The organism is Azospirillum sp. UENF 312511 (assembly GCF_058780635.1).
This window is the reverse complement of the sequence record NZ_JBSNCG010000005.1, coordinates 114,212-140,487: the sequence shown is the minus strand read 5'-3', so window position 1 is coordinate 140,487 and position 26,276 is coordinate 114,212. Positions and strand designations below refer to the sequence as shown.

Below are 26,276 nucleotides of genomic sequence, written 5' to 3'. Positions count from 1 at the left end.
CGGAAGGAAACGCCCCATGGGCCGCATCGTCACCCCCGCCCGCTTCGCCCAGCCCCCCGCCAACCACGCTGGATTCGAGACGGACTCCGACCGGGAGCGGGCGGCCCTGTGGGCGCGTCTGCGCACCGAGGCGGAGGCCGCGGCGGACGGCGATCCGCTGCTGCGCAGCTTCATCCACATCGCCGTGCTGTCGCACGACGGTTTCGCCTCCGCGCTCGGCGGGCATCTGGCGCGCAAGCTGGGCGACTGGTACATCCCCGCCGAGCGTCTGGCCGACATCACCGAGCAGGCCCATGCCGGCGATCCCGGCATCGTCGCGGCGGCGGTCGCCGACCTGACGGCCATCGTGACCCGCGATCCGGCCGCGGACGGCCTTCTGACGCCCTTCCTCTACTTCAAGGGTTTCCACGCGCTGCAATGGCACCGCGTCGCCCACTGGCTGTGGGCGCAGGGGCGCCGCGACCTCGCCCATTTCCTGCAAAGCCGGGTGTCGGAGGTGTTCGCGGTGGACATCCATCCGGCCGTTTCCATCGGGCGCGGCGTGCTGATCGACCACGGGACGGGGGTGGTGATCGGCGAGACCGCCGTGGTCGGCGACGATGTGTCGATCCTCCAGGGCGTCACGCTGGGCGGCACCGGCAAGGAGCATGGCGACCGCCATCCCAAGGTGCGCGACGGCGTGCTCCTGGCCGCCGGGGCCAAGGTGCTGGGCAACATCGAGGTGGGCCGCCACGCCAAGGTCGGCGCCGGCAGCGTCGTTCTGAAGCCGGTGCCGCCCGGCGCGACGGTGGCCGGCGTTCCCGCCCGCGTCGTCGGCTGGTCCACCTCCGGTCAGGCCCCGGCGGTGGAAATGGACATGAGCCTGCCCGAACCCGAATACACGATCTGACGGGGAGCGTCGTAAAAAGGACCGCCGCCTGCCGTCGGGGCGTGGACCCGGCGGCAGGCGGTGGTTTCAGGCATGGGAGGACGGGCGCCGGCGGGCGGAGCGCCGCGCCCGCCGGTCCCCTGACGGTTCCGATCAGAAATCGTAACCGCCGCCGGCCCCGGCGGGTGCCGCCGGAGACTTCGGTTCCGGACGCTCGACGATCAGCGCCTCCGTGGTGATCAGCAGGCCGGCGACCGATGCCGCGTCCTGCAAGGCGATGCGCACGACCTTGGCCGGATCGATGATGCCCGCCTTCAGGAGGTCGGTGAAGACGCCGGTCTGCGCGTCGTAGCCGAAGGCGGTGTCGTTGCCCTCCAGCAGCTTGCCGACGATGACCGACCCGTCGGCGCCGGCGTTCTCGGCGATCTGGCGCACCGGAGCCTGCAAGGCGCGGCGGACGATGTCGATGCCAACACGCTCGTCGTCGTTGACCGGCACCACCGCGTCGATGGCCCGGCCGGCGTAAAGCAGGGTCACGCCACCGCCGGGAACGATGCCCTCGGCGATGGCGGCGCGGGTGGCGTGGACGGCATCGTCAACGCGGTCCTTGCGCTCCTTCACCTCGACCTCGGTCGAGCCGCCGACACGGATCACCGCGACGCCGCCCGACAGCTTGGCGAGGCGTTCCTGCAGTTTCTCGCGGTCGTAGTCGGACGTGGTCTCGTCGATCTGGGCACGGATCTGCACGATGCGGGCGTCGATCGCCGCGCGGCCGCCGGCGCCGTCGATGACCGTCGTCTCGTCCTTGGCGATCACCACCCGCTTGGCGGTGCCGAGATCGGCCAGCGAAACGCTCTCCAGCTTGATGCCGAGATCCTCGCTGATCACCTGGCCGTTGGTGAGGATGGCGATGTCCTCCAGGATCGCCTTGCGGCGGTCGCCGAAGCCCGGCGCCTTGACCGCCGCGATCTTCAGGCCGCCGCGCAGCTTGTTGACCACCAGGGTCGCCAGCGCCTCGCCCTCGACATCCTCCGCGATGATCAGCAGCGGGCGGGAGGACTGGACGACGGCCTCCAGAACCGGCAGCAGGGGCTGCAGGCTGGACAGCTTCTTGTCGTGAATCAGGATGAAGGGGTTGTCGAGATCGGCCACCAGCTTTTCGGCGTTGGTGACGAAGTAGGGCGAGAGATAGCCGCGGTCGAACTGCAGCCCTTCGACCACGTTCAGTTCGGTTTCGAGGCTCTTGGCCTCCTCCACGGTGATGACGCCGTCGTTGCCGACCTTGGCCACCGCCTCGGCGATGATGGCGCCGATCGCGCGTTCGCCGTTGGCGGAGATGGTGCCGACCTGCGCCACCTCGTCGTTGGTGGAGATGGTCTTGGCCCGCGCCCCGATGTCGGCGATCACCGCGGCGACCGCGCGATCGATGCCGCGCTTGAGGTCCAGCGGGTTCAGCCCGGCGGCGACGGCCTTGGCGCCTTCGCGGACGATGGCCTGGGCGAGCACGGTGGCGGTGGTGGTGCCGTCGCCGGCCAGATCGGCGGTCTTCGACGCGACCTCGCGCACCAGCTGGGCGCCGAGATTCTCGAACCGGTCGGCCAGTTCGATCTCCTTGGCGACCGAGACTCCGTCCTTGGTGATGCGGGGCGCGCCGAACGACTTCTCGATCACGACGTTGCGGCCCTTGGGACCCAGCGTCACCTTCACGGCGTTGGCGAGGGTGTCGACGCCGCGCAGGATGCGGTCGCGGGCCTCGGCGGAAAACTTGACGTCCTTGGCGGCCATGGTGATGTCCCTATTGTCGAAGTCTTTTTCGGATGGATTCGAGCGGAAGCGGTCGGACGGCCCGTCGTCAGGCGGGCTCGATCACGCCGACGATGTCGGCTTCCTTGATGACCAGCAGATCCTCGCCCTGCACCTTGATCTCGGTGCCCGACCATTTGCCGAAGATCACGCGGTCGCCGACCTTCACGCCGAGCGGATGGACACGGCCCTGGTCGTCGCGCGCGCCGGGACCGACGGCGATCACCTCGGCCTCCTGCGGTTTTTCCTTGGCCGTGTCGGGGATGATGATCCCGCCCTTCGACTTCTCCTCCTGCGCCACACGGCGGACGACGACGCGGTCGTGCAACGGACGGAACGGCATGCCTGATGTCTCCTCATTCGGATCGTTCGCGGTGATCCGTAATCACCTCACGAGCGGAGCATAATCATCCTTCTTTCCTACTGTAAAGATAGTGTTTTGGTTTTTTATATAACAAATCAAAATTGTTTAATTGATCGTCAGGACCCTCTGTCGTGGTTCCGCCAATCGGCGAGCCGCTCCGGCGCTTCATGCCGCAGCGGCACCCGCTTGGCCAAGCACAGGAGGATCAGCGAGGTCAGGTCACGCTCCGCGCAGATGCTGCTGGCGGCAGAAGGCGAAGTCATCGCCATCGCGGTCTGCCCCACCCTCATCGCCCGCCAGAAGACGCTTGGTTTTGACCTGGGCTTTTCCGGAAAAGCTCAAAGTCTACTTCGCGGTGAGCCACTTCCCAGACGGCAAGCCACGGACCGTCTTGCCAAAAAAGAAGCTTGGATCGGCTATGATGATAGCCACAGTCAACGCGAAGAGAAGTCCCGTCTGGATTACCTTGGTGTCCGGGTGGGTCTGGAACAGCTCGTTGAACAGACCTGCGCTGAGGTGGAATATGATGGCGACAAGAATGCTGCGGTTGGAACGGTAATAGAGCCAGTTCATGATCAGCACGAAGGGGAACAGGCTCAATACGAAGTTCAGTGTGTGCAACCAGCCGCTTTCAGCGACTTGCGCCTGATAATAATGAGCGACCATGCCGAGCGGTGCATGCCAAACCGCCCAATAGAGGGCGAAGACGATCGAAGTCCAGAACAGCGCCATCTTGCGCCTAAGGCAGTCGGTCCCATAGGAATGCCAGCTCAATTCCTCGATGATCGGCGCCAGAACCAACGGGAACCAGCCCGGTAGGATGCCTGCGGAAAAAGAGGCATGGGCCGCAAAGCGGAATTGTTCGGTGCTGTAGCCGAGCAGCAGGGACAGGGCCTGGGCCAGAAGGATGCTGCCGAGCATGATGCCCGCGCCCAGCGTCGCAAAGCGCAACTGCCGCCGGTCGGGCCGGGTCAGACGGCGGCGCAGGTCGTCGCGCAGAACCGGGTCGCCTCGCGTCAACCGCCAAGCGGTGAGGAACGGAAATAGCAGCCCCAGCAACAAAAGCGCGGCCACGACCGTCAGGCTGGCAGGCCCGATTCCGTCCCGATGGCTCAGCCACACCGCGCCTCCCCAGGCCGTCCATGAGCCCAGCGTCGCAAGGGTATAGAAAGTCCAAGGGCGGTCGTAGCGTTGAATGATCTGATCTTCGGTCATGATTGCAGGCTTCCCGCTTCGGCGGAACCCGGTGCCGCACCGGCCAGAACGGCCAGAAATGCCGAGACGAGACTGCCCGGGCGGGCGCCGAGCGCGCGTTCGGTCAGGCGCAGCGTCGCCATCAGCCGCACGCCGTGCTCATCCTGCGACCAGCCAAAGCGCGGGTTTCCGAGCAGAAAAGCCTGTCCAGCGAGAATGAACTGAATGGTCGACAGCGGGTCCTCGACGGCGAAGTCCCCGGTTTTGCAGCCGCGTTCGATCACACTGGCGAGCAAAGGGCCGACCTTGAGGACCAGCGCGATGTTGGCCCGCTCCTGCAGGTCGACATTGTCCGGGTGATCGAGCGCCTGCGCCAGCGGTGCATGATCCGCTTCCACCGCTTTCAGCGCGGCCAAGGCGAGGACCAACGTTTCGTACGGCGAGCTTTCGGACGTTGCGATGACCCGCTCCACATTCTCAGCCATGGCGGTCACCGTCGCCTCCGCCATGCGCGCCAACAGGTCTCGCATGGACTGGAAGTGAAGATAGAAGGTGCCCTTTGCGATACCGGCCTCACGAGCGATCTGGTCGATCGACACCGCGCCGACGCCATGCTGGCGGAACAGTCCGGCGGCTGCGTTCAGGATTTCGGCGGATCGGACATCGGCCGGTTTGCTGGTGCGTGGCATAACATGCGCCCCAAATATGACTGACCGTCAGTCATTAACGCGCCGACAGTCGAGCTGGCAAGCTGTTATTGGGAATCAGCTCTGCTCAGGTAACGCGCCCCGCCAAGCAGGCTGGGCGCCCAATGCGGCCTGGACGAGTGGCACAAGACGGCGTTGCTGCGCCGTGTCCATGGCGTCCTCGTCCGCATGGCGCGCTCCGGCCCCGATGCCACCGCATGGGACGTCGCGGTGGACGGTTGCTCGGTGCGGGCCACGCGGGGTGGCCTTGCCGACCCTTCCGCCCACCGAAAATTCGCCTTCTCCGCAAAAAGAGGTTTGTTGGCGAACAAATCTCAAGCTATCATATTTCAGTTGATGTAATCGTATATCGATTAAACACCGGATTGATCAAGGAGATCGCGCGTGGACGTGATCGCTGAACTGACGAGCCTGATCGGCGCCGACGCCGTCCTGACCGCCCCGTCCGACCTGGATGCCGTCACCGAGGACTGGCGTGGGCGCTATCGCGGACCGGCGCTCTGCCTCGCGCGTCCCGCCAACGCCGGACAGGTGGCAGACGTGGTGCGCTGCTGCGCCAGACACGGCGTGCCGGTCCTGCCGCAGGGCGGGAACACCAGCCTGTGCGGCGGCGCCGTTCCGTCGGAAACGGGACCCGCCCCGGTCATCCTCAGCCTGACGCGCATGCGCGCGGTCCGCGCCATCGACCCGGTGAACAACACGATGGAGGTCGAGGCCGGCTGCGTCCTCGCCACCGTGCAGGAGGCCGCCGCCGGGCGGCTCTATCCGGTCAGCCTGGGCGCCGAGGGCTCCTGCCAGATCGGCGGCACCATCGCCACCAACGCCGGCGGCACCTCGGTCCTGCGCTACGGCAACACGCGCGAGAACGTGCTGGGGCTGGAGGTCGTGCTGGCCGACGGCACCATCTGGTCTGGCCTGTACGGCCTGCGCAAGAACAACACCGGCTACGATCTGAAGCATCTGTTCATCGGCTCGGAAGGCACGCTCGGCATCATTACGGCGGCGACGCTGAAGCTGCACCCGCTGCCGACGCGCCACGCGGTGGCCTGGGTCGGGATGGCGTCGCCGGAGGACGCGCTGACCCTGCTGACCCGCGTGCAGGAGCGCAGCGCGGCCCGGCTGTCCGCCTTCGAGATGATCAACCGCCTGCAGCTCGATCTGGTGGTCGGCCATGTCCCCGGCCGCCGCAGCCCGATCGAGAGCGAGGCCGACTGGCATGTGCTGATCGAGCTGTCGGACAACGGCTCCGGCGAGGCGCTCGACGACGAATTGCAGGCGATCCTGGAGGACGCCTTCGCCGACAACCTGCTGAGCGACGCGGCGCTGGCGTCCAGCGAAGCGCAGCGCCACGCCATGTGGGAGATCCGCCACAGCGTGTCGGAGGCCAACAAGAAGGCCGGTGTCGGCCTGACCACCGACTGCGCGGTGCCGCTGTCGGCGGTGCCGGCCTTCATCGCGGCGGCCACCGCGGCGGTGCGCGCGCTGGTGCCCGACCTGCCGGTGATCGTCGTCGCCCATCTCGGCGACGGCAACGTCCACTTCATTCCCTTCTTCGGTTTCGACGCCTGGGAGGCCGCCGCATCGGGCGACCGCGACGTGCTCGCCGCGGCGCTGCGCCACGCCGTCAACGACGAGGCCGCCCGGCTCAAGGGCACCTTCAGCGCCGAACACGGGGTCGGCCGCGTCCAGCTCGCCGAGATGGCCCGCTACAAGCCGTCGGCGGAGTTGGCGCTGATGCGCGCCGTCAAGCAGGCGCTCGACCCGCAGAACATCTTCAATCCCGGACGGCTTCTGCCGCCCGGCTGATCATCTCCGCGTTTCCGCCCCCATCCGCCGCCCCGGCCCATCACGAGGAGTTCCGACATGAGCACACGCCAATCCGGCTGGTCCCGCCGCACCCTGCTGAAAGCCGGCGCCGCCGGCACCGCGGCGCTCGCCATGCCGGCGATCTGGAGCCCGGCCCGCGCGCAGAACAAGCGCATCGTCGTGCGCGACGACGGCGGCATCTACACCAAGGCCTATGGCGAGGTCTTCTACAAGCCCTTCACCGCGGCCACCGGCATCGAGGTCGTCGGCGTCCAGGCCAACGCCGAGCCGACCGCGCAGATCCGCTCGATGGTCGAGGCGAAGTCCTACACCTGGGACATGGCCAAGATCAGCGAACCGGCCATCCTGATGCTGACCGCCGGCGACAAGCCGATGCTGGAGAAGCACGGGCTGGAGAACGATCCGGCGGTCGCCGCCATTCCCAAGCAGTACATGTCGGAATACGGCGTCGGCACCAACGTCTACACCACCGTGCTGGCCTACCGCACCAACGCCTTCAAGGACCGCAAGGCGCCGACCTCCTGGAAGGACTTCTACGACATCGCGGGCGTCCCCGGCCGCCGCGCGCTGCGCAAGCATCCCTTCGACACCATCGAGCAGGCGCTGATGGCCGACGGCGTGCCCACCGGCGAGGTCTATCCCTGCGACTTCGACCGCGCCTTCAAGGCGCTGGACCGCATCAAGAAGGACATCCCGATCTTCTGGACCAGCGGCGCGCAGGTCGAGCAGATGCTGATCTCCGGCGAGGTCGATCTCGTCCCGACCTGGGTGTCGCGTCCGCAGGCGGCGATCGCCGCCGGCGCTCCGGTCGGCATCGTCTGGGACCAGAACATCTGGGGCCTCGACAGCTGGGCCATCCTGGCCGGCACGCCCAACGCCGACGCCTGCCGCCAGTTCATCAAGTTCACCTGCGATGCCAAGCGCCAGGCCGAGCTGGTGAAGTACTTCCCGGCCGGCGTCACCCTGCCCGACGCCTTCAAGCACATCGACGCGGCGATCGCCCCCAACTGCCCGACCTTCCCGGCCAACATCGAGAAGGGCGTCAAGATCAACGCGCAGTTCTGGCTGGACAACCAGCAGAAGGCGCTCGAGCGCTACAACGCCTGGCTGCTGAGCTGAGGCGCCGGGACGCTCCGTCCCGACTGAGGACCCGCAACTGGACCCGCCCGCAGGACGGGGCCGGTTGCGGGACTCCCGCATTTTTCCCCACTTTCTTTTCGACGCGAGGAGACCTGCCATGTCGTCGTCCAGCCTAACCGTCCAGGGCCTCGCCAAGCGCTATGGCGATTTCGTGGCGCTCGCCCCCACGGATCTCGTGGTCGCCGACGGTGAATTCCTGACCCTGCTCGGCCCGTCGGGCTCGGGCAAGACGACGTTGCTCAGTCTGCTCGCCGGGCTGGTTCCGCCCGACGAAGGAATCGTGCGCATCGGCGCGCAGGACGTGACCTACGCCCCGCCCTACGAGCGCGACATCGGCGTGGTGTTCCAGAACTACGCCCTGTTCCCGCACATGACGATCGCCGAGAACATCGCCTTCCCGCTGAAGATGCGGAAGATCCCGGAGGCCGAGGCGAAGAAGCGCGCGCGCGAGGCGCTGGAGATGGTCCACCTGCCGCACATCGCCGGACGCTACCCGCGCGAGCTGTCGGGCGGCCAGCAGCAGCGCGTCGCCCTGGCCCGCTGCATGGTCTACAAGCCGTCGATCATCTTGATGGACGAGCCGCTGGGCGCCCTGGACAAGAAGCTGCGCGAGCACATGCAGCTCGAGATCAAGCATCTGCACCGCGAGCTGGGCACCACGGTCGTCTACGTCACCCACGATCAGGAAGAGGCGATGACGATGTCCGATCGCATCTGCCTGATGAATTCCGGCCGCATCGAGCAGCTGGGCACGCCGGCCGACCTCTATTTCCGTCCGCGCACGCTGTTCGTCGCCGACTTCCTTGGCGAATCCAACCTGCTGCCGGCCTCGCTGGGGCCGCGGATGGGCGACGAGGCGGAAATCCGGCTGGGCAGCACCGGCCTTCCGGGCCGCGCGCTGGCCAACGGCCAAGACCTGCCGCCGGGCTCCCCGGTCCGGGTGATGGTCCGGCCGCAGAACCTGACCATCGCCCGTCCTTCCGGCGACGAGCCGGCCGTGATGGGCCGGGTGTCCGACGTGATGGTCACCGGCAGCCTGACCAAGGTCTATATGCAGCCGCTCGACGACGCCCTGCCGCCGCTGGTCGCGGCCTTCGCCACCCGCAACGAGGCCGAGGCGATCCGCATCGACGACGTGCTGGCGCTGTCCTGGGACAGCCGCGACGCCGTGGTGATCGCGGACCGCGGCCCGGCGGCCATGCCCGCAACCACGGCCAAGGCGGCCTGACATGAGCGACCAGATCATGACCATGTCCCACGCCGCCCCACGGCGCGGCGCCCCACCGGCCTGGCGCAAACCGGTGCTGATGGGCGCCCCCATCGTCCTGCTTCTCACCGTCTTCCTGGTCTTCCCGGTCGGCCAGCTCCTGGCGCTCAGCGTCTACAACGGCCAGGGCTTCACGCTGGCGCCCTACCAGCAGCTCTTCTCGTCCAGCCTCTACGTCACCGTGCTGTGGATCACGCTGAAGATCTCGCTGGCGACGACGTTGGTCGCGGTGGCCGGGGCCTACCCCATCGCCTACCTGATCTCCGTCACCAAGGGGCCGGCGAAGAGCCGTCTGATCTTCTGGGTGCTGCTGGCCTTCTGGACCAGCTTCCTGGTGCGCGCCTTCGCCTGGGTCATCATCCTCGGCCGCAACGGCGTCATCAACGGCACGCTGATGTCGATGGGCATCATCGACCAGCCCATCGACCTGCTCTACGGCTTCGGCTCCGTGCTGGTCGGCATGGTGCACGCCATGCTGCCGCTGGCGGTGATGACCATGCTGGCGGTGATGGAGAACATCGACCGCACCCTGCCCCGCGCCGCCAGCACGCTCGGCGCACGCCCCGGCACCGCCTTCTGGACCGTCTATTTCCCGCTGTCGCTGCCCGGCGTCGCCGCCGCGGCGATCATGGTCTTCGTGACGGCCATCGGCTTCTTCATCGTGCCGGCCCTGCTCGGCGGGCGGCGCGAGACGATGATCACCCAGCTCATCATCGACCAGATCCAGCAGACGCTGAACTGGGGCCTCGCCGGCGCCATCTCGGTGCTGCTGCTGACGGTGGTGCTGGCGGTGTTCGTGCTCTACGACCGCGTTTTCGGCTTCGCGACGCTGACCGGCGAGACCGCGGGGGCCGCGCACAACCGCGACACCGCCATGCGGCGGCTGGGCGGCCGGGTGCTCGGGCTTCTCGGCGCCGCGAGCGACGCGCTCATCGGCCTGTTCCCGCGCCGCCGCCCGCGCGGCACCGGCGAGATGCCGTCCGCCGGCCTGCGGACGCTGGTCTGGACGATGCTGGTGCTGATCAGCCTGCCGGCCTTCCTGATGGTTCCGCTGTCCTTCGGCGAGGCCGGTCTGGCCTGGCCGCCCACCGGCTTCTCGCTGCAATGGTACGAGCAGCTGTTCCAGTCGCCGCTGTGGATGCAGGCGCTGACCCGCTCGCTGGTGGTGGCCTTCGGCACCGGCCTCTTGTCGATGGCGATCGGCGTGCCGGCGGCCTTCCTGATGGTGCGCAGCCGGATGCGGGGCAAGGGCGCGATGCTGGCCTTCATCCTGTCGCCGGTGATCGTGCCGCGCATGATCATCGCCGTTGGCATGTTCTACCTGTTCGCCCAGATGGGGCTGGTCGGCACCATCCTGGGTCTGGTGATCGGCCACACGGTCGTTGCCGTCCCCTATGTGGTGATGACGATGACGGCGGTTCTGCGCAACTACGACACCCGGCTCGACCTCGCGGCGCAGAGCCTGGGCGCCCGTCCGCTGGCCGCACTGCGCCACGTCACCTTCCCGATCCTGGGGGCCGGCATGCTGTCGTCCTTCCTGTTCGCCTTCGCCACCTCCTTCGACGAGCTGACCATCTCGCTGTTCTCGTCGGGCGGTCTCAGCGCCACCCTGCCCAAGCAGTTCTGGGACGAGGTGACGCTGCAGGTCTCCCCCGTCATCGCGGCGGTGTCGACCGGACTGCTCGTCTTCGTCGCGGTGCTGATCTACGCCGCGGACCGGCTGCGCCGGCGCAGCCTGGCCTCCTGATCCGCACCGGAACCGACGCTCCACCTCTTCGCACTTCCAAGGATACATCATGCTCGACGCCACCAAACTCCGCGGCATTCTGCCCGCCACCCCGACGCCGGTGACCGCCGACGGCACCATCGACGTCGCGGCGTCGAAGGCGCTGTTCTCCTGGCTGAACCGCCAGGGGATCGACGGTGTGGTTCCGCTGGGCGGCACCGGCGAGTACGGCGCGCTGGCGCGAGCCGAGCGCAACCGCTTCGCCGCGCTGACGGTCGAGGCGATGGCGGGCAAGAAGCCGGTCATCGCCGGCGTTCTCGACACCGGCTATCACGACGCCCTGGCCGCGGGCCGCGATTTCGCGGCGGCCGGCGTGGACGGCCTGCTGGTCCTGACGCCCTACTACACCAACCCGACCCAGGCCGGCATCCGCGACTACTTCCTGCGCTACGCCGACGAGTCGCCGGTGCCGATCCTGATCTACGAGATCCCCTACCGCACCCGCATCGCCGTCGATCCGGAGGTGCTGCACGAGCTGTCGCGCCACGAGCGGATCGTCGGCATGAAGGCCTGCAACACCGACATGTACCATTTCCTGCGCACGATGGCCGGGCTGGACCCGTCCTTCGCCATGCTGAGCGGCGAGGACACGCTGTTCCCGCTGCATGTGGCCGCCGGGGCCAAGGGCGGCATCGTGGTCACGGCCAACCTCCTGCCGCGCGCTTGGCGCCTGGTCTTCGACCTCGCCTCGTCCGGCAAGACCGCCGAGGCGCTGGAGGTCCACCGCACCCTCATCCCGATGATGAACCTTGCCTTCGCCGAGACCAACCCCGGTCCGATGAAGTCGGTGATGGGCCTGATCGGCGTGAACGCCCCGGCCATGCTGCCGCCGCTGCGCGAGCCGCGGCCGGAGCTGCGCGAGGCGCTGAAAAGCGAGCTGTCGCGCCTTCTGACCACCTATGAAGGGCTGCCGGCGGCCGCGGTGGCCTGACCGGTGGCAACGCTTGCGCGTGGCATCCGGCCCGCCGGATGCTATGCGTAGGCGAACCATGCCGACGACGCGAGGACGAGCACCGATGAAGGCCGGAAAGACCACCAAAACGGGCGGCATGGCGGACGGCGTGGCGGGCGGCGACGCCCGACAGGCCGATGCCGCGCCGACCGTGAAGCCGAAGGCCGACCCGCGCGAGTCCTCGCTGTTCGTCGGCTCGACCGAGAAGACCTTCCAGATCCTGCACGCCTTCGACGGTCCGCACCGGCAGATGCCGTTGTCCGAGATCGCCAAGGCGGCCGGGCTGGACCGCAGCGCCGCCCAGCGGCTGGTCTACACCCTGGAGACGCTGGGCTATCTGCGGCGCGTCCACGGCACGCGCAACTACGCGCTCAGCCCGAAGCTGCTCCAGTTCTCCTACAATTACCTGCGGGCGAACGAGCTGATCGAGAAGGCGTCGCCCTACCTGCTGGAGATCAGCCGGAGCGTCGGCGAGACCGCCAATCTGCAGGAGCTGGACGGCCACGAGATTGTCTTCGTCGCCCGCTTCCCCGGCCGGCATCTGGTGAACATCGACATCATGGTCGGCAGCCGGCTGCCCGCCTACTTCACCGCGTCGGGCACCGCCATCCTGTCGCGCCTGTCGGAGGAGGAGCAGGAGGAGATCCTGGCCCGCACCGATCTTCGCCCGCTCACCCCCTTCACCGTGAACGACCCCGGCCGCCTGCGCGCCCGCGTTCAGGAGGCGGCGGAAAAAGGCTATGCCGTGGTGACCAACGAGACGGTGATGGGCGACATCTCGGTCGCCGCCGCCATCACCGACGAGCATGGGCACGCGGTCGCCGGCCTGAACATTTCCGTTCCCACCACGCGCTGGACGCCGGAGACGGCCGAGCAGGAACTCGCGCGGCATGTGCAGGTGGCGGCGACCTCCGTCTCCGTCAACAAGTTCGCCGGCTATCCGCGGTAGCGACATCCGGCGGGTGTTTCGCCGCATCTCCGCAACTGAATATCGCGCCGCCCGCGCTCGCGCCTTCACAAGCTGGTGCGAGGCGCCCAGCTTTGCCCTGACCGCCTGACCGGCGAACAAGCGGGTTGCGCCTTATGATGAACAGGCCGGAGCCCGAGCCCGCATTCTCCGCCCCGAGTCCGGCGGCCGCCCGTGATCTGTTCAGAGGTCAATTATTCATACATTGAACATCATTAGCCAAGCAGCATTTCCGTTCTTATCAAGCATTTTTGCCGCAATCCCCGCCATAAATTGAGTGTAGCGCCATAACTCATAATGAATGACCAGATTAGTCATTATGGAAGTCTTTTGTCGACAATGCCATTTGCATAATATGGGTATATCCAGTCGCGTTCCGGCATGATTATTACGCCAACATTCCCATACGACCGCTTGCAATAAGCGATGCTCCTGGCGGTGTACGGGAGCCTCTCGAGACGGCCATCGCCTTGGGCGTGTTCGGCCTCGCCTCGGTTTCCATGAATCCGGGCGCGTTCGAACTGGTTGCCCTGGTTTGCGGTGGCTAAGCGAATCCTCTGAAATCGAAAGCCATATCTTCATGAGGCTGTGGGTACGCAAAATCGTAAAAAGAATGATCGTGCTGCTCGCCGTGAGTGCTGTCGTTCTTCTTCTTGTGCGCGCCTATGACTCGCAACGTGGCCTGCCGCTGGAGATTTGGCACACCTTCGTTCCGCAGGAACTGCACAGAAAAGATCTGGAGAGCAGCGGCTGGACCGAATACATGAAGGCGGAGGCTGCCATTTTCGACAGCGTGCGGGCGGAAGTCACCCAGAAACTGCCCCCAGGGGAGCGCGTCCCAGTCAACCGGTACTTCGACGGAAGCCCGATCTACCCTGGGCGGTTCTCGCGGGACTGGAACCGTTCCTATGTGCTCGAGCCCGACGGTCCGGTCAAAGGAGCGGTTCTGTTCCTTCACGGTTTGACCGACTCCCCTTACAGCCTTCGTCACATCGCCCGCCTTTATCAAGCGTACGGCTTCGTCGCCATCGCCATCCGCCTGCCCGGACACGGCACGGTTCCTGCCGGTCTGACGGACATCGAATGGGAGGATTGGTTGGCGGCCACCCGGCTGGCGGCGCGGGAAGCGCAGCGGCGCATCGCCCCGGACCAACCGTTTCACGTCGTCGGGTTTTCGAACGGCGGCGCGCTTGCGATGATGTATGCGCTCGACGCCCTCGACGATGCCCGGCTGAAGCGCCCCGACCGCATCGTCCTGATCTCGCCCATGATCGGGATCACCGCATTCGCACGCTTCGCCGGGCTGGCCGGCTTGCCCGCGATCTTCCCCGCGTTCGCGAAAGCCGCTTGGCTCGGCGTGGTGCCGGAATTCAACCCCTTCAAGTACAACTCGTTTCCGGTCAATGGCGCGCGGCAGTCGTATCTGCTGACCGCGGCTCTTCAAGGCAGAATCGCAAACCTTGCGGGCCATGGCCGGCTGGACGGCCTTCCGCCGATCCTCACCTTCCAGTCCGTGATGGATTTTACCGTCAGTACGCGCGCGATCCTGTCCGGGTTGTACGCCCACCTGCCCGCCAACGGCAGCGAACTCGTGCTGTTCGACGTGAACCGCAACACCAAGTTCGGCCCGCTCCTGAGTTCGTCGTCCGACACCATGCTGGCGCGCATCCTGCCCGATCCGCCCCGCCGGTTCAGGACCGCGATCATCACCAACGCCGATGCGGAGCGCCCCGACGTGGTCGCGCGCACGATGGAGGCCGGCACCGAGACGGAACAGGAGCAGGAATTGGGCCTGGTCTATCCCTTCGACGTCTATTCGCTCTCGCACGTCGCCCTTCCGTTTCCGACGAGCGATTCCCTTTACGGCCTGCACCCCGATCCCAACGAGGATTTCGGCATCCATCTGGGCGCGGTGGCCGCCCGGGGAGAGCGCGGAGCGCTGGTCGTGAGCATGGATGCCCTGCTCCGCATGTCGTCCAACCCCTTCTTCCCCTACCTGCTGGGGCGGATCGAGGAAACCCTGGCGCATGAAGCGTCCGGCGAAGCGTCCGGACACCCGCTGCCCAACGACCGGTCCCCCTGAACACCCTGGAAGGCGGTGAAGACATGGCCACCAAGAAGGTCGGCCAATCAGCCGGTTCGCATCGTGATCCATCTTCCCGCCGAAGAGATGACGCGGTGTCCGCCGTTCGATGCCGCCGCCGCACTGACCGGCCATTTCGCCGCCCGTGCCATCGGCGAGGCGAAAAGGAATCGCGAGTCGATCCGAACGTGGCGTCAAGCGGCCATGATCGGCTTTGTCGTGCTGTCCATCTGCCTTTTCCTTGCCTGGCAGATCTCCAACAATTTTCCGGCTCGTCCGATGACCCGGATTTTGCAGGAGAGCTTCGTCATCCTTGGTTGGGACTCGGTCTGGAGGTCGATCGAGACCTTTCTTTACGAGCTGCTGCCGCCCGACAAACGCCGCCGCGAACACCTGCTGCATCGCCTCTCGTCCGCCGACGTCGTCGTGTGCGATTGATTCCGGCGTTGCCGCCGATCAATCATCCAGGCCCCGCGCCGCGCCCCTGGCGGCCTGGGCCGAGGTCCCTGGCGCGCCATTGGATGCCTGACCGAGCGAACCGGCACGCATCCGTGGTCGAGACATGCCCTGCCTTACTGTCGGGTCCAGCAGGCCGACCGTGCCTCACGCACCACGCCGACAGATGCTCTCGATGAGGCGCGCGAAGGCGAGCATGCCGGGATCATCCATGCCGATGCTCTTGTCGGCATACATGCGGGCCCGTCCCATGCGGCAGGGTTCGTTCCGGAAGCGGACGAGCGCCTCGTCACAGGCTGCGACCGCTCTTGCGCGGATCGCGGCCTGATCCCCGGCACCGGCCACGGCCGAGGAAACCGCGTCGAGCGCATCGACCACGGTCTTGTCCCCAAGCTTCGCGCCGCCTCGCGCCATAACGGCATCGCGCGCCTGTTCGAGAAGAGGAGCCAGTTCGCTCCAGGGGATTTCGGCCCGTCCCTTCGTCTTCTTCGACATCGTCAGGAGTCCGGTCGCGAGCAAGGTGCCGAGGCTCGATCCCGTGGCGGCCGCCGCGGCCTTGGCAAGGATGCCGAGGCTCACCCCGACATCGTCAATCCCATCCATCCGCTGCGCGGCCATGAGATCCAGCACCCGGCGCAACATGCCGCCAGTGTCGCCGTCGCCGAGCCGGGAGTCGGCCGCGTTGAGTTCCTGTTCAAGGGTTGCCATGCGCGCGTGCGCGAGGGCGACACCGGCGGCAATGTGCGTGACGGTCAGGCCCATGGTCAACCAACCTTCCAGAAGGGGCAGGACGCCGGAGCGGCGAGAAGCCGTTCCAGCTCGTCGTCGAGGAAGCAAAGGCTGAGCGACACGCCGGCCATTTCCATCGAGGTCACGTATGGCCCGACCAGCGGCTGGACGACCACCAGCCCAGCCTTGTCCAGCCGTTCCGCGACGCGCCGGTACAGGATGAAAAGCTCTTCCAGGGGGGTGGCGCCGAGGCTGTTGACCAGGACCGACACGCGGTTTCCACGTCCCTCGGGCCGTTCCGCCAGGAGACGGTCGACCATCTCGTCCGCGACGGCGTCCGCGGGCTTGAGCGTGTCGCGCCAGATGCCGGGCTCGCCGTGGATGCCGATGCCCATTTCCATTTCGCTTGGGGCGATGCGGAACGACGGTTCCGCCGCACCGGGGATCTGGCAGGACGAGAGGGCGCAGCCGATGGTCCGCGTCCGCTCCACGGCCTTCGCCGCCGCCGCGGTCACCTCGGCCAGCGAGGCGCCCTCGTCGGCACGGGCGCCGGCGATCTTGTAGGCGTAGACGATGCCGGCGACGCCGCGCCTCTTGCTCCGTTCCGCGGGGGCAGCGCTGGCGATGTCGTCGGTGCCGAGCACCGTGCTCAGTTCCAGCCCCTCGTCCTCCAGGAACTCCCCCGCCATGTCGAAGTTCATGCGGTCACCACCGTAGTTCCCGTACAGGCGCAGGACACCGCGCCCCCCATCCGCCGCCTTGATCGCGGCCATGCAGGAATCCACGGTGGGGCCTTCGAAGACGTTGCCGATCGAGCAGGCGTCGACGAGGCCCGGACCGACATAGCCGGTGAACAGGGGCAGGTGTCCGGATCCGCCGCCGGTCACGATGCCGACCTTGCCCACCCGGGCGCCTTCGGCGCGGCGGATCACCCGCCCCGCCGGTCCATCGCGCATGAGCGACGGGTGGGCGGCGCACAGCCCGTCGAGCATCTCGTCCACATAGTGCGCGGGATCGTTGATCAGCTTCTTCACGATGGATTCCTCCCGTTGCGCCGCGTCCGCGCGCCATGGCAGCCCTCCGCCCGCAGCGCTCCGGCGCGTCGGTCACTGGAAGGGTTCGATGGTCGGATGCAGGCTTGTGGGGCTTGGGGCCGGACGCCGAGGGCCGGCCCCGCCCGTTACGTGATGGGTGCGTTGGGTGCGGGCGCCGCGGCGCCGTCACCGTTGCTGTAGCCCAGCTGGAGCGAAATCGACTCCGCGTGGCTCATGACGACCGGGGCGAGGCTCTGCACCCGTTCGTGCGTCATGCGCGTGGCGGGGCCGCTCACGCTCACCGCGGCGAAGACATGCCCGCTGGTGTTGCGGATCGGCGCGGCGACGCAGCGCACGCCGATGTCGATCTCACCGTCGTCGATGGCGTATCCGCGCTGGCGGATCGATGCCAAGTCCTCCCTCAGCCGGTCGGGGTCGGTGAGGGTGTTGCGTGTGTAGGCCGGGAGCCCCATCCCAAGGACGCGGTCGATGACCAGATCCGATTGGAAGGCCAGGGTCGCCTTGCCGACACCGGTGCAATGGCAGGGCGACGCCTCCATCGTAGTCGTCGCGTTGTTCGGGCCGGATCGGCCCCCTGCGCCCCGCTCGATGAAGACCATCTTCATGCCGTCGAAGACGCACAGGTGGACGGTCTCCCGCGACAGGGTGCTGAGCGCATCCACGTACGGCTTCGCCACGCGGTGCACGTCCATGTTGGCCAGAACGATCGATCCCAACTCGAAGAGCTTGATGCCGAGCCGGTACTCGTCGCGGCTGTGGTCCTGTTCCAGAAACCCGATTTCTTTGAGCGTAAGGATGAGGCGGTGTGCCGTGCTGCGCGGAAGCTTGGTCCGGCGCGCCACATCGGCAAGCGACAGCCTGCGGTCGACGGTGGAAAAACATTCAAGGACGCTGAGCATCTTTCCAGCTGACTTGATGTTGTTCGTCTTCAAGAATGCCTGTTCCTTCTGCTCCCCTGCCGGACAGGCGTATCGGGCTTGGTCGTGGAGCCCGGTTCCGCCCGCTTCAGGCGCAGGGCGGAGCAAAGATCGGCCAACCGGCCCTCCGGGGTCAAGTCGTGTCGACGCGCTCATCGTCCCTCCCTGGGGATGCCACCCCCGCAAGCGCGCCTGCGAGGGTGGCCGGCATCCCGTGGCTTCGGCTGACGCCGCTATTCCGCCGCGACCGTTGTCGGCGAGGCCTCGTAACGAAGCACCTCGCGCAGGGCGGCATCGATACGCGCCTTCTGCGCCTCGGTGGCGGCGGGCATCGGCTGGCGCGGGACGCCGACCTCGCACCCCTGCCGGCTGAGCGAATGCTTGACGCACCCAGGCAGGTTGTCGCCGTTGATCGTGTTCCAGAAGGTCAGCAGGCTCCGGTGGATTTCCAGCGCGCGCGGATGGTCGCCGGCCTGCACGGCGTTCCACAGCGCGACGGTCACGCCGGGCACCGCGGCCGGGTTCGCCGCGATCGTGCCATGGGCTCCCAGCGCGAAGGACGGGTAGAGAAGCGCGTCGACCGCCGTGAAGACGAGCTTGCCCGGTACCTGCTCGTTCAGCAGATCGGCCATCAGCTTGAGGTCGCCCGCGCTCTGCTTGACGCCGATGACGCTGTCGATCTCCTTCATGATGCGGACCAGGAGCGACGGCGACAGGTAGTTCCACGGCACCACGTTGTAGATGACGATCGGCACCTGAGTCTCGCCCGCGAGCGTGCGGAAATGCGCCAGCGTCGCGTCCTCGTCGGGTTTGAAGACGTAGTGGACGGGCGTCACCTGCAAGGCCGCCACCGGCAGGTGCGCCATGGCCCTGGCCTTGGCGATGGCGTCGCGGGTGCTGTTGACGATGATGCCCGCCACGACGGGGACGGCGCCGTCGACCTCCTCGCAGGAAATGGCGACGAGACGCGTCAGCTCCTCCGTCGAGAGGGTGTGCCCCTCGCCGGTGCTTCCTCCGACGCAGACGCCGTGGACGCCCTTTTGCAGCATGAACCGGACCTGGGCGCGGAACGCCGCCTCATCGATCTCCCCATCGGCCGTGAACGGTGTGACCAGGGGGGGGATGATGCCGCTCAGCGAAGTTGACATTTGGACGTTTCCTCTTTGCTTATCCCACAATGCGGTATTTACCTTCAGCACCCATCGCCTGTCAACGCGGAACAAGCTTGTTTAATCTGCCACGACACAAGATGTTCGCTTGACGAACATCCCGTATTGTGGGATACGGCAGAAAAGGCAGGGCACCGAACCGCCCTGCGGCATGTCTTGGAGGAGACGCTCATGATGGGACTGGCCACAGGCAGGCTCGGCCGCGGGACGGCGGCCACCCTTGCCATGCTGACGTGTCTTGCGGGGGCCGCGCCGGCTCTTGCCGAATGGCCCGAGCGGCCGGTGACGCTGATCGTCATTGCCGGGGCCGGAGGCGGCAGCGACTACACGATGCGCCTGCTCGCCAGGGAGCTCGAAGCCAAGCTCGGCCGGCCCTTCAACGTCGTGAACCAGCCTCAGGCGTCGGGCGTCGTCGGGATGACGACCTATACGACGGCCAAGCCCGACGGCTACACGCTTGGCCAGATCGCCCCGTTCGCCCAGTACAGGCTGCTGGGACAGGCCGATTTCACGTCGGCGAGCTACACCCCGATCGCCCAGTTCAACGCCGATCCCGCGGCGGTGCACGTTGCGCAGAATTCCCCGCTGAAGAGCGTGGCGGACATCGTGGCCAAGCTGAAGGCGGACCCCGGCTCGCTCCGCATCTCGTGCGGCGGCACGTGCAACGCCAGTTGGGACATTCCCTTCATCTCCCTGCTTCTCGACCAGGGTGTCGATGCCAAACGGCTCAATCTGATTCCCGCCGCCGGGTCGGCGGCCGGACTGCAGGAACTGGCCTCCGGCGGCGTCGATGTCGTCCTGTGCTCGCTTCCCGAGGTCGACGCGCTGCGCGACGCGGGCCGGGTCCGCAGCATCGCGGTGATGAGCGAGACGCGCGTCGAGGGCTACCCGGACGTCGCCACCGTCGGCGAACAGGTCGGGAAGCCGTACAGCGGCGGCACCTGGCGCGGTCTGGCCGGCCCCCCTGGCATGGACCCCGCGCTCGTGGCGCGGATCGAATCCGCGGTCAAGGACGCGTTCGACAGCGACCGCTTCCAGCACGAGATGAAGGCGCGCCGGTTCGGGGCGGCCTGGCTTGGGCGGACCGAGCTGAAGGCCTTCATGGAGCAGCACGAGCAGGAGACCGCACGCGCGATCAACGCCGTCGGGTACAACAAGTAGACATCGATCCGATGGCGTGCGCGCGTCGGACGGCAATGGGAGGAAAATCCATGCGTTTCAGCGTTCTTGCATCCGTTCTGATGGCTTTCGCCGGACTGGCCGGCACGGCGCAGGCCGAATACCCCGAGCGCCCGGTCACCATCATCGTTCCGGCGGCGGCCGGCGGCGGCGGCGACACGACGACCCGCATCCTGGCGCGGGAACTGAAGGACATCCTTGGGCAGCCGATCACCATCGTCAACCAGGGCCAGGGGGGCGGCGTGGTCGGCCTGACCGCGATCAAGAACGCCACGCCCGACGGCTACACCGTCGGGTTGCTCTTCCCGTACGCCGGGTACAAGGCGACAGGACAAGCCGACTTCTCGGCCAGGGACTTCACGCCGATCGCCAACTTCAACGGCGATTCCTCCTCCCTTCTGGTCGGTTCCGGCTCCCGCTTCAAGGACCTGAAGACGGCTCTGGAGGCGGTCAAGGCCGCCCCGGGCTCCTTCAAGGTTCATTGCAGCGGCGGTTGCGGCAGCGTGTGGGACATCCCGGTGGCCGGCATGATGCTCGACTATGGGATCGACGTTGCCGCGATCAAATGGGTGCCGGGCCAGGGCGCCGCCCCCGGCCTCATCGAACTCGCGGCGGGCGGCGTGGATTTCCAGACCGCCTCCCTGCCCGAGGCGTCCGCCCTGATGTCGGCCGGCCGCGTGCGTCCCCTGGCCGTTCTGAGCCCCGAGCCGATGCCTGGATTCCCCAACGCGCCCACCACCAAGCAGTCCATCGGCACCGCCGTCGACGGCGGAACCTGGCGGGCCCTCGGCGGTCCGGCCGGAATGCCGGCCGATGTGGTCGCGAAGCTGGACGCCGCGGTCGCCAAGGCGACGCAGAGCACGGCGTACAAGGAAGCCATGGCGAAGGCGAACTTCGGGGTCAAGTACCTGAACGGCAAGCAGCTTGAGGAACTGATGCTGCGGCACGAGAAGGACACCGCCCGCGTCATGGACGCCCTCGGTTACGGCAAGTGATCGGCGGGAGGCCGGGCAAACCATGCATTCCTTCTGACGGTGGAGGCTATCCGCCATGAAAGTTCAAGACATCCTCGTCGGCCTGTTCTTCATCGTGATCGGCGTCCTGATGATCGAGTACGCGGCCGACCTGAAGCCGCCGCGCCACCTCAAGTTCGGCCCTGGATTCTTCCCGCTGCTCATCGGCTCGGGGCTGATCCTCGTCGGAGGGCTCATCGCGCTGCTCGGCCTCCGCACCTTGCGCACCGAACCCCTCTGGCACCGGCCGGAATGGTCGCGGACCAGGCAGGGCTGGGTGCGGTTCTGCTCCATCCCCGCCGCGGTCGCCCTCTACGTGCTGATCGTCGACGCGGCTGGCTTCCTGCTCACCGCCGTCCTGGTGATGGTCCTCGTGCTGGCCGTATCCGGTGAGCCCCTGCGCCGCAGCGTGCCGGCGGGAGCCGTCACCGCCGTCGTGCTGACGGCGATCTTCGCCTCCGTGCTCCACGTACCCCTGCCATGGGGACCGCTTCAGAACATTTCGGGGTGGCTGCTATGGTGATCCTAACGGACGTTCTCGGCGTCCTGCTCGACGTCCACCTGCTGCTGGTGATCGTCGCTTCGGCCATCTACGGGCTGGTGCTGGGCGCGATCCCCGGCCTTACCGCGCTGATGGCCACGGCCCTGCTGGTGCCGGTCGTCATGTTCATGGAACCGGTGCCGGCGATCGCGGCCATCATCACCTCCTCCGCCATGGCCATCTTTGCCGGCGACATTCCGGGTGCGCTCATGCGCATGCCGGGCACGCCGGCGTCGGCGGCCTACACCGACGACGCCTACAGCCTGACGCACGAAGGCAAGGCCGGGCTGTCCCTCGGAGCCGGCCTGTTCTCCTCGGTCCTGGGGGGCCTGCTGAGCGCCGTGGTTCTGACCCTGGCGGCTCCGAACCTCGCCGAGCTGGCGCTTCAGTTCAGCAGCGTGGAATATTTCTGGCTCGCGGTCCTGGGCCTCAGCTGCGCGACGTTCGTCGGCGGCTCGTCGCTTCTCAAGGGGGTGGCGGCCCTGCTGTTCGGGCTGGGGCTGTCGACCATCGGCATGGACCCCGTCTCCGGAACTCCCCGCTTCACCTTCGGCGTCACCAATCTGCTCGGCGGCCTCGGCCTGATTCCGCTGCTCATCGGCGTGTTCGCGGTCTCCGAGCTGCTGCGCACCGTGACGCTTCCGGCAACCGGCGAACGGCGGGCGCAGCCGGCGGTCGGCTCGGTCAGCGCCGGCATGGGCCGCCTGATGTGGCGACACCGCCGCGAGGTTCTGCGCGGAAGCACGCTGGGAACGCTCGTCGGCGCTCTGCCGGGGGCCGGCGCGGACATCGCCGCATGGATCTCCTACGCGGTCACCCGCCGGTCGCAAAAGGGCAAGGACCCCAACGCCCTCGACCAGAAGGTCGAACGCCTCGTCTCCGCCGGCGCGGCGAACAACGCCGCCCTGGGGGGAGCCTACATCCCGGCGACCGTGTTCGGAATCCCAGGCGACGCGATCACCGCCATCGTGATCAGCGTCATGTTCCTGAAGGGCCTCAACCCCGGCCCGACCATCTTCCTCAACAACCCGACGGCGATCTACTCGATCTTCGCGATCTTCTTCGTCGCGAACATCCTGATGATTCCGCTGGGCATCCTGTGCATCCGCACCTTCGGCCTGATCCTGAAGGTCCCGACGGCCTATCTGACCCCGATCATCCTGCTCTTCTGCATCGTCGGGGCCTTCTCGGTCGAGAACACGCTGTTCGCGGTCGGGATCATCGCCATTGTCGGTTTGCTCGGCTATTTCATGGAAGCCAACGACATCCCCATGGCTCCGGCGGTGCTCGGCCTGATTCTCGGGCCGGTGATCGAGCAGACCTTCATGACGTCCATGCTGAAGAGCGGCGGAGAGGTGTCCGTGTTCTTCGACCGCCCGCTCGCCATCGCCCTCGCGGTGGTGACCCTCGGCTCCTGGGCGCTGGCGGGCGTCTTGAAGCTCGTGGACGCAGCCAGGGCGCGCCCCGTCCTGACGTGACGCATCCGCGGCGGCTCCTCATCGTGACCACGCGCGGAGGGCTCCCAGGGGCTCTCCGCGCTGCGGTTCACGCCCCCTGACAGGGCCGTTCCATGACGATTGCGGGGGGAGATGCCGATCGGCGGCGGCGAGGACGAGGTGGACCATCAGCCGTCCCCGGAGCGAATTGGGCACTCGCTCCGTCCGCCTGCCAGCGAGTTGACAATGCCCTCCTGATCGCAACTCATCCGCCGCTCGCGGCGCCGCGCCGGTTCCGGACCGACGGAAGCCATGCTCCGGGGGTAAGCGCCGTTCACCCCTCCCGATGAAACGTCCTGCAATCGTTCAGCACACAGCAGAGGTGATCGAGGAACGCTTCGGCCAGCGGCGGGAGGGACCGCCCCGTCTTGCGGATGACCCTGACGGGACGGGAAAAGCCGAACATATCGATGGGACGCGAGCGCAGCGCCGGCTCCGCGGCGATCTCGCGCGCGGAGCCCGGCAGGATCGTCAAGCCCAACCCCGCCCGCACCATGGCTATGGCTGTCATCATGTAGGTCGCCTCGCAAACCGGCTTGGCGATCCGTCCGGCGGACAGGAACGCCTCGTCGACGATTTCGCGGACGCTGGTCGCCGGGTCCATCAGCACCAGCGGCACCTCGGCCAGCGTCTCGATGGTCACCCGCGGAAGATCGCCGACGGCGTGGCCCTGCGGGAAGACGATGTGCATCCGGTCGCGCACCTCCAGCACCGTGTCGATGTCCTGCCCCTTCGCCTCGCCCCCCGTGATTCCAAGATCAACCTCCTCCGACCGGACGAGCCCGAGCACGCGGCTGGCGATGACGTCCTTCAGAACGAAGGTCACGCCGGGATGACGTTCACGGAAGGACTGGATGGCGTCGGGCAGCACCCCCGCCGCAATGGTCGGCAGCGCCGCCACGCGCACCACCCCGCGCCGCATGGCGGCGATCTCATGCGTGTCGACCACCACGGCGTCCAGGTCGTGGACCATGCGCTGGAACACCGGAAGCAGTTCGCTGCCGATGCGCGTCAACTCGACGGAGCGGGTGTTGCGATCGAACAGCTTGACCGCCAGGGCCTCCTCCAGCCGCCGGATCTGCACGGTCAGGGTCGGCTGGGCGACGTGCAGCGACTCCGCCGCCCGCGTGAAGCTGCGGGTCTGCGCGGCGGCGAGAAAGGCGCGTATCTGGCGGAGGCTGAGATCCATAGCTCAACTCTATTACTGACATTGAATCAATTCAATTGTTCGTGCGAACAATCTCGGCAAGGATGGTTTGCATACAGCGGAATTCAGCCGCCCGCCGGTGCGGCGCGCCGGAGCGGCCGAACCGGAACGAACAAGAATGCAGGGGGGAGACCATGCCAGCCTCGATCACCGGCGGCGCCCAAGCCGCCATGGGCGCCGCCGCGTCCCGCGCCGTCCCTTCGCCGCGCTGAGGACCGTCGATGCACCGCATCAGGATCGGGTCCGGCGCCGGCTATTCCGGCGACCGCATCGAACCGGCCATCGATCTCGCCGAACGGGGCGGCCTCGACTACCTCGTCTTCGAATGCCTTGCCGAGCGGACCATCGCCCTGGCCCAGCAGGCGCGGCAGCGCGACCCCGCCGGGGGCTACGACCCGCTGCTGACGGTCCGCATGTCCGCCGTGCTCGGCGCCTGCCGGCGCAACGGGGTGCGGCTGATCACCAACATGGGAGCGGCCAACCCGCTCGGCGCCGCCGAGGCGACAAGGGCCGTCGCTCGCTCGCTGGGGCTGGATGGGCTGCGGATCGCCGCCGTGACCGGGGACGACGTGCTGGCGGTCGCGCGGGAGTTTGACGTCGCCCTGGAGGACGGCGGCACCCTGCGCGGGCTCGGCGACCGCGTGATTTCGGCCAACGCCTACATCGGAGCCGCCCCCATCGTCGAGGCGCTGGCCGCCGGGGCCGACGTGGTCATCACCGGACGGGCCGCCGACCCGGCGCTGTTCCTCGCTCCGATGATCCATGAATTCGGCTGGCGGATGGACGATTGGGACGCGCTGGGGCGCGGAACCATGGCCGGGCATCTGCTGGAGTGCGCCGGGCAGGTAACCGGCGGCTATTTCGCGGACCCTGGCGTCAAGGACGTGCCGGAACTGGCCCGACTGGGCTTTCCCATCGGCGAGATCCACGCGGACGGCACGCTCGCGCTGACCAAGCTGCCGGGAACCGGAGGCTGCGTCACGCCGGCGACGGTGAAGGAACAGCTTCTCTACGAAATCCATGATCCCGCCCGCTATTACCAGCCGGACGTCGTCGCCGACTTCTCCGCCGCCCGCGTCGAAGGCGACGGGCCGGACCGGGTGCGCGTCCATGGCGGGCGCGGCGCCGCGCGGACCGGGCTTTTGAAGCTGTCGATCGGCTACATCGACAGTTGCATCGGCGAGGGGCAGATCTCCTACGCCGGACCGGGAGCGGTCGAGCGTGGGCGGCTCGCGCTGGACATCGTGCGCGAGCGGCTGGCCCTGACCGGCGTGCGGACCCAGGAATTGCAGTTCGACCTGATCGGCCTCGACGCGCTGCACGGCGACCGGTTGTCGCGCGGCCACACGCCCTACGAGGTCCGCCTGCGGGTGGCCGGCCGGACGGCCACGCTGGAGGAGGCGGCCCGGATCGGGAACGAGGTCGAAACCCTCTACACCAACGGCCCGGCGGGCGGCGGCGGCGCCTGGAAATCGGCGCGCGAGATCGTCGCCGTCGCCTCCGCCCTGCTGCCGGAAAGCGCCGTGCGCACCTCGGTCACCCTGCTGGAGGCGTAA

Annotated in this window: 24 protein-coding genes; 14 read left to right on the top strand and 10 right to left on the bottom strand. The window is 67.4% G+C overall.

Annotated elements, in window-relative coordinates; translation table 11 throughout:
* The first annotated feature begins 16 nt into the window (after positions 1–16).
* Complete coding sequence (gene cysE, locus ACWPN7_RS29045) at positions 17–889, top strand: serine O-acetyltransferase (protein ID WP_040136794.1); 873 nt, start codon at positions 17–19, stop codon at positions 887–889.
* 132 nt (positions 890–1,021) lie between these two features.
* On the opposite strand, the gene groL is transcribed toward cysE, so the two are convergent.
* From groL to ACWPN7_RS29020, 5 genes are all read right to left on the bottom strand, one after another.
* Positions 1,022–2,653 (bottom strand): chaperonin GroEL, encoded by a 1,632-nt coding sequence (groL, locus tag ACWPN7_RS29040; protein ID WP_451995276.1) that lies wholly within the window; start codon positions 2,651–2,653, stop codon positions 1,022–1,024.
* A gap of 67 nt (positions 2,654–2,720) precedes the next feature.
* The gene (locus ACWPN7_RS29035; protein WP_040136799.1) at positions 2,721–3,014 is read right to left on the bottom strand and encodes a co-chaperone GroES; all 294 of its coding nucleotides are present in this window, start codon (positions 3,012–3,014) and stop codon (positions 2,721–2,723) included.
* Positions 3,015–3,151: 137 nt separating this feature from the next.
* Positions 3,152–3,298 carry a hypothetical protein gene (locus tag ACWPN7_RS29030; protein WP_160174859.1) on the bottom strand — a complete coding sequence of 49 codons (147 nt, stop codon included), beginning with the start codon at positions 3,296–3,298 and terminating at the stop codon, positions 3,152–3,154.
* Positions 3,299–3,380: 82 nt separating this feature from the next.
* The gene (locus ACWPN7_RS29025; RefSeq protein WP_103039877.1) at positions 3,381–4,250 is read right to left on the bottom strand and encodes a CPBP family intramembrane glutamic endopeptidase; all 870 of its coding nucleotides are present in this window, start codon (positions 4,248–4,250) and stop codon (positions 3,381–3,383) included.
* Complete coding sequence (locus ACWPN7_RS29020; protein ID WP_051658532.1) at positions 4,247–4,918, bottom strand: TetR/AcrR family transcriptional regulator; 672 nt, start codon at positions 4,916–4,918, stop codon at positions 4,247–4,249. The genes ACWPN7_RS29025 and ACWPN7_RS29020 overlap by 4 nt, the downstream gene beginning before the upstream one ends.
* Positions 4,919–5,320: 402 nt before the next feature.
* Here ACWPN7_RS29020 and ACWPN7_RS29015 point away from each other — a divergent pair, with 402 nt between their 5' ends.
* The 8 genes from ACWPN7_RS29015 (at position 5,321) to ACWPN7_RS28980 (ending at position 15,396) form a co-directional block, all read left to right on the top strand.
* Positions 5,321–6,742 (top strand): FAD-binding oxidoreductase, encoded by a 1,422-nt coding sequence (locus tag ACWPN7_RS29015; protein ID WP_492273544.1) that lies wholly within the window; start codon positions 5,321–5,323, stop codon positions 6,740–6,742.
* 57 nt (positions 6,743–6,799) lie between these two features.
* Positions 6,800–7,882, top strand: a complete 1,083-nt coding sequence (locus tag ACWPN7_RS29010; protein ID WP_040136805.1) for an ABC transporter substrate-binding protein — start codon at positions 6,800–6,802, stop codon at positions 7,880–7,882.
* A gap of 118 nt (positions 7,883–8,000) precedes the next feature.
* Positions 8,001–9,131: an ABC transporter ATP-binding protein gene (locus tag ACWPN7_RS29005; protein WP_174451907.1), complete on the top strand. Its 1,131-nt coding sequence runs from the start codon at positions 8,001–8,003 to the stop codon at positions 9,129–9,131.
* Position 9,132: 1 nt separating this feature from the next.
* Positions 9,133–10,917 (top strand): ABC transporter permease subunit, encoded by a 1,785-nt coding sequence (locus ACWPN7_RS29000; RefSeq protein ID WP_451995270.1) that lies wholly within the window; start codon positions 9,133–9,135, stop codon positions 10,915–10,917.
* A gap of 49 nt (positions 10,918–10,966) precedes the next feature.
* The gene (locus ACWPN7_RS28995; RefSeq protein WP_040136810.1) at positions 10,967–11,887 is read left to right on the top strand and encodes a dihydrodipicolinate synthase family protein; all 921 of its coding nucleotides are present in this window, start codon (positions 10,967–10,969) and stop codon (positions 11,885–11,887) included.
* An 85-nt stretch (positions 11,888–11,972) separates the two neighbouring features.
* Positions 11,973–12,857 carry an IclR family transcriptional regulator gene (locus ACWPN7_RS28990; RefSeq protein ID WP_459197425.1) on the top strand — a complete coding sequence of 295 codons (885 nt, stop codon included), beginning with the start codon at positions 11,973–11,975 and terminating at the stop codon, positions 12,855–12,857.
* Between the two features lie 631 nt (positions 12,858–13,488).
* Positions 13,489–14,958 (top strand): alpha/beta hydrolase, encoded by a 1,470-nt coding sequence (locus ACWPN7_RS28985; RefSeq protein WP_349620198.1) that lies wholly within the window; start codon positions 13,489–13,491, stop codon positions 14,956–14,958.
* A gap of 63 nt (positions 14,959–15,021) precedes the next feature.
* On the top strand, positions 15,022–15,396 hold the full coding sequence (locus ACWPN7_RS28980; RefSeq protein WP_349620199.1) for a hypothetical protein: 375 nt from the start codon (positions 15,022–15,024) through the stop codon (positions 15,394–15,396).
* A 165-nt stretch (positions 15,397–15,561) separates the two neighbouring features.
* Here the strand turns inward: ACWPN7_RS28980 and ACWPN7_RS28975 are convergent, their stop codons facing one another.
* The 4 genes from ACWPN7_RS28975 to ACWPN7_RS28960 form a co-directional block, all read right to left on the bottom strand.
* Positions 15,562–16,176, bottom strand: coding sequence for a DAK2 domain-containing protein (locus ACWPN7_RS28975; RefSeq protein WP_137106312.1), 615 nt, complete (start codon positions 16,174–16,176; stop codon positions 15,562–15,564).
* A gap of 2 nt (positions 16,177–16,178) precedes the next feature.
* Entirely contained in the window at positions 16,179–17,177 is a 999-nt protein-coding gene (locus ACWPN7_RS28970) for a dihydroxyacetone kinase subunit DhaK (RefSeq protein WP_459197426.1), read from the bottom strand.
* Positions 17,178–17,323: 146 nt separating this feature from the next.
* Positions 17,324–18,130 carry an IclR family transcriptional regulator gene (locus ACWPN7_RS28965; RefSeq protein ID WP_040136818.1) on the bottom strand — a complete coding sequence of 269 codons (807 nt, stop codon included), beginning with the start codon at positions 18,128–18,130 and terminating at the stop codon, positions 17,324–17,326.
* A gap of 218 nt (positions 18,131–18,348) precedes the next feature.
* Complete coding sequence (locus tag ACWPN7_RS28960; RefSeq protein WP_040136820.1) at positions 18,349–19,263, bottom strand: dihydrodipicolinate synthase family protein; 915 nt, start codon at positions 19,261–19,263, stop codon at positions 18,349–18,351.
* 192 nt (positions 19,264–19,455) lie between these two features.
* Between ACWPN7_RS28960 and ACWPN7_RS28955 the strand changes: the two genes are divergently transcribed.
* The 4 genes from ACWPN7_RS28955 to ACWPN7_RS28940 are packed head-to-tail and all read left to right on the top strand — an operon-like array spanning position 19,456 to position 23,495.
* Entirely contained in the window at positions 19,456–20,445 is a 990-nt protein-coding gene (locus ACWPN7_RS28955) for a Bug family tripartite tricarboxylate transporter substrate binding protein (RefSeq protein WP_459197427.1), read from the top strand.
* A gap of 50 nt (positions 20,446–20,495) precedes the next feature.
* Positions 20,496–21,458, top strand: a complete 963-nt coding sequence (locus tag ACWPN7_RS28950) for a tripartite tricarboxylate transporter substrate binding protein (RefSeq protein WP_459197428.1) — start codon at positions 20,496–20,498, stop codon at positions 21,456–21,458.
* A 55-nt stretch (positions 21,459–21,513) separates the two neighbouring features.
* Positions 21,514–21,999 carry a tripartite tricarboxylate transporter TctB family protein gene (locus ACWPN7_RS28945; RefSeq protein WP_103039884.1) on the top strand — a complete coding sequence of 162 codons (486 nt, stop codon included), beginning with the start codon at positions 21,514–21,516 and terminating at the stop codon, positions 21,997–21,999.
* Positions 21,993–23,495, top strand: a complete 1,503-nt coding sequence (locus tag ACWPN7_RS28940; protein ID WP_459197429.1) for a tripartite tricarboxylate transporter permease — start codon at positions 21,993–21,995, stop codon at positions 23,493–23,495. The genes ACWPN7_RS28945 and ACWPN7_RS28940 overlap by 7 nt, the downstream gene beginning before the upstream one ends.
* Positions 23,496–23,787: 292 nt before the next feature.
* Here ACWPN7_RS28940 and ACWPN7_RS28935 read toward each other — a convergent pair whose 3' ends face one another.
* A complete protein-coding gene (locus ACWPN7_RS28935; RefSeq protein ID WP_149650720.1) occupies positions 23,788–24,702 on the bottom strand; it encodes a LysR family transcriptional regulator in 915 nt (304 codons plus the stop codon).
* Between the two features lie 239 nt (positions 24,703–24,941).
* Between ACWPN7_RS28935 and ACWPN7_RS28930 the strand changes: the two genes are divergently transcribed.
* Positions 24,942–26,276: an acyclic terpene utilization AtuA family protein gene (locus ACWPN7_RS28930; protein ID WP_459197430.1), complete on the top strand. Its 1,335-nt coding sequence runs from the start codon at positions 24,942–24,944 to the stop codon at positions 26,274–26,276.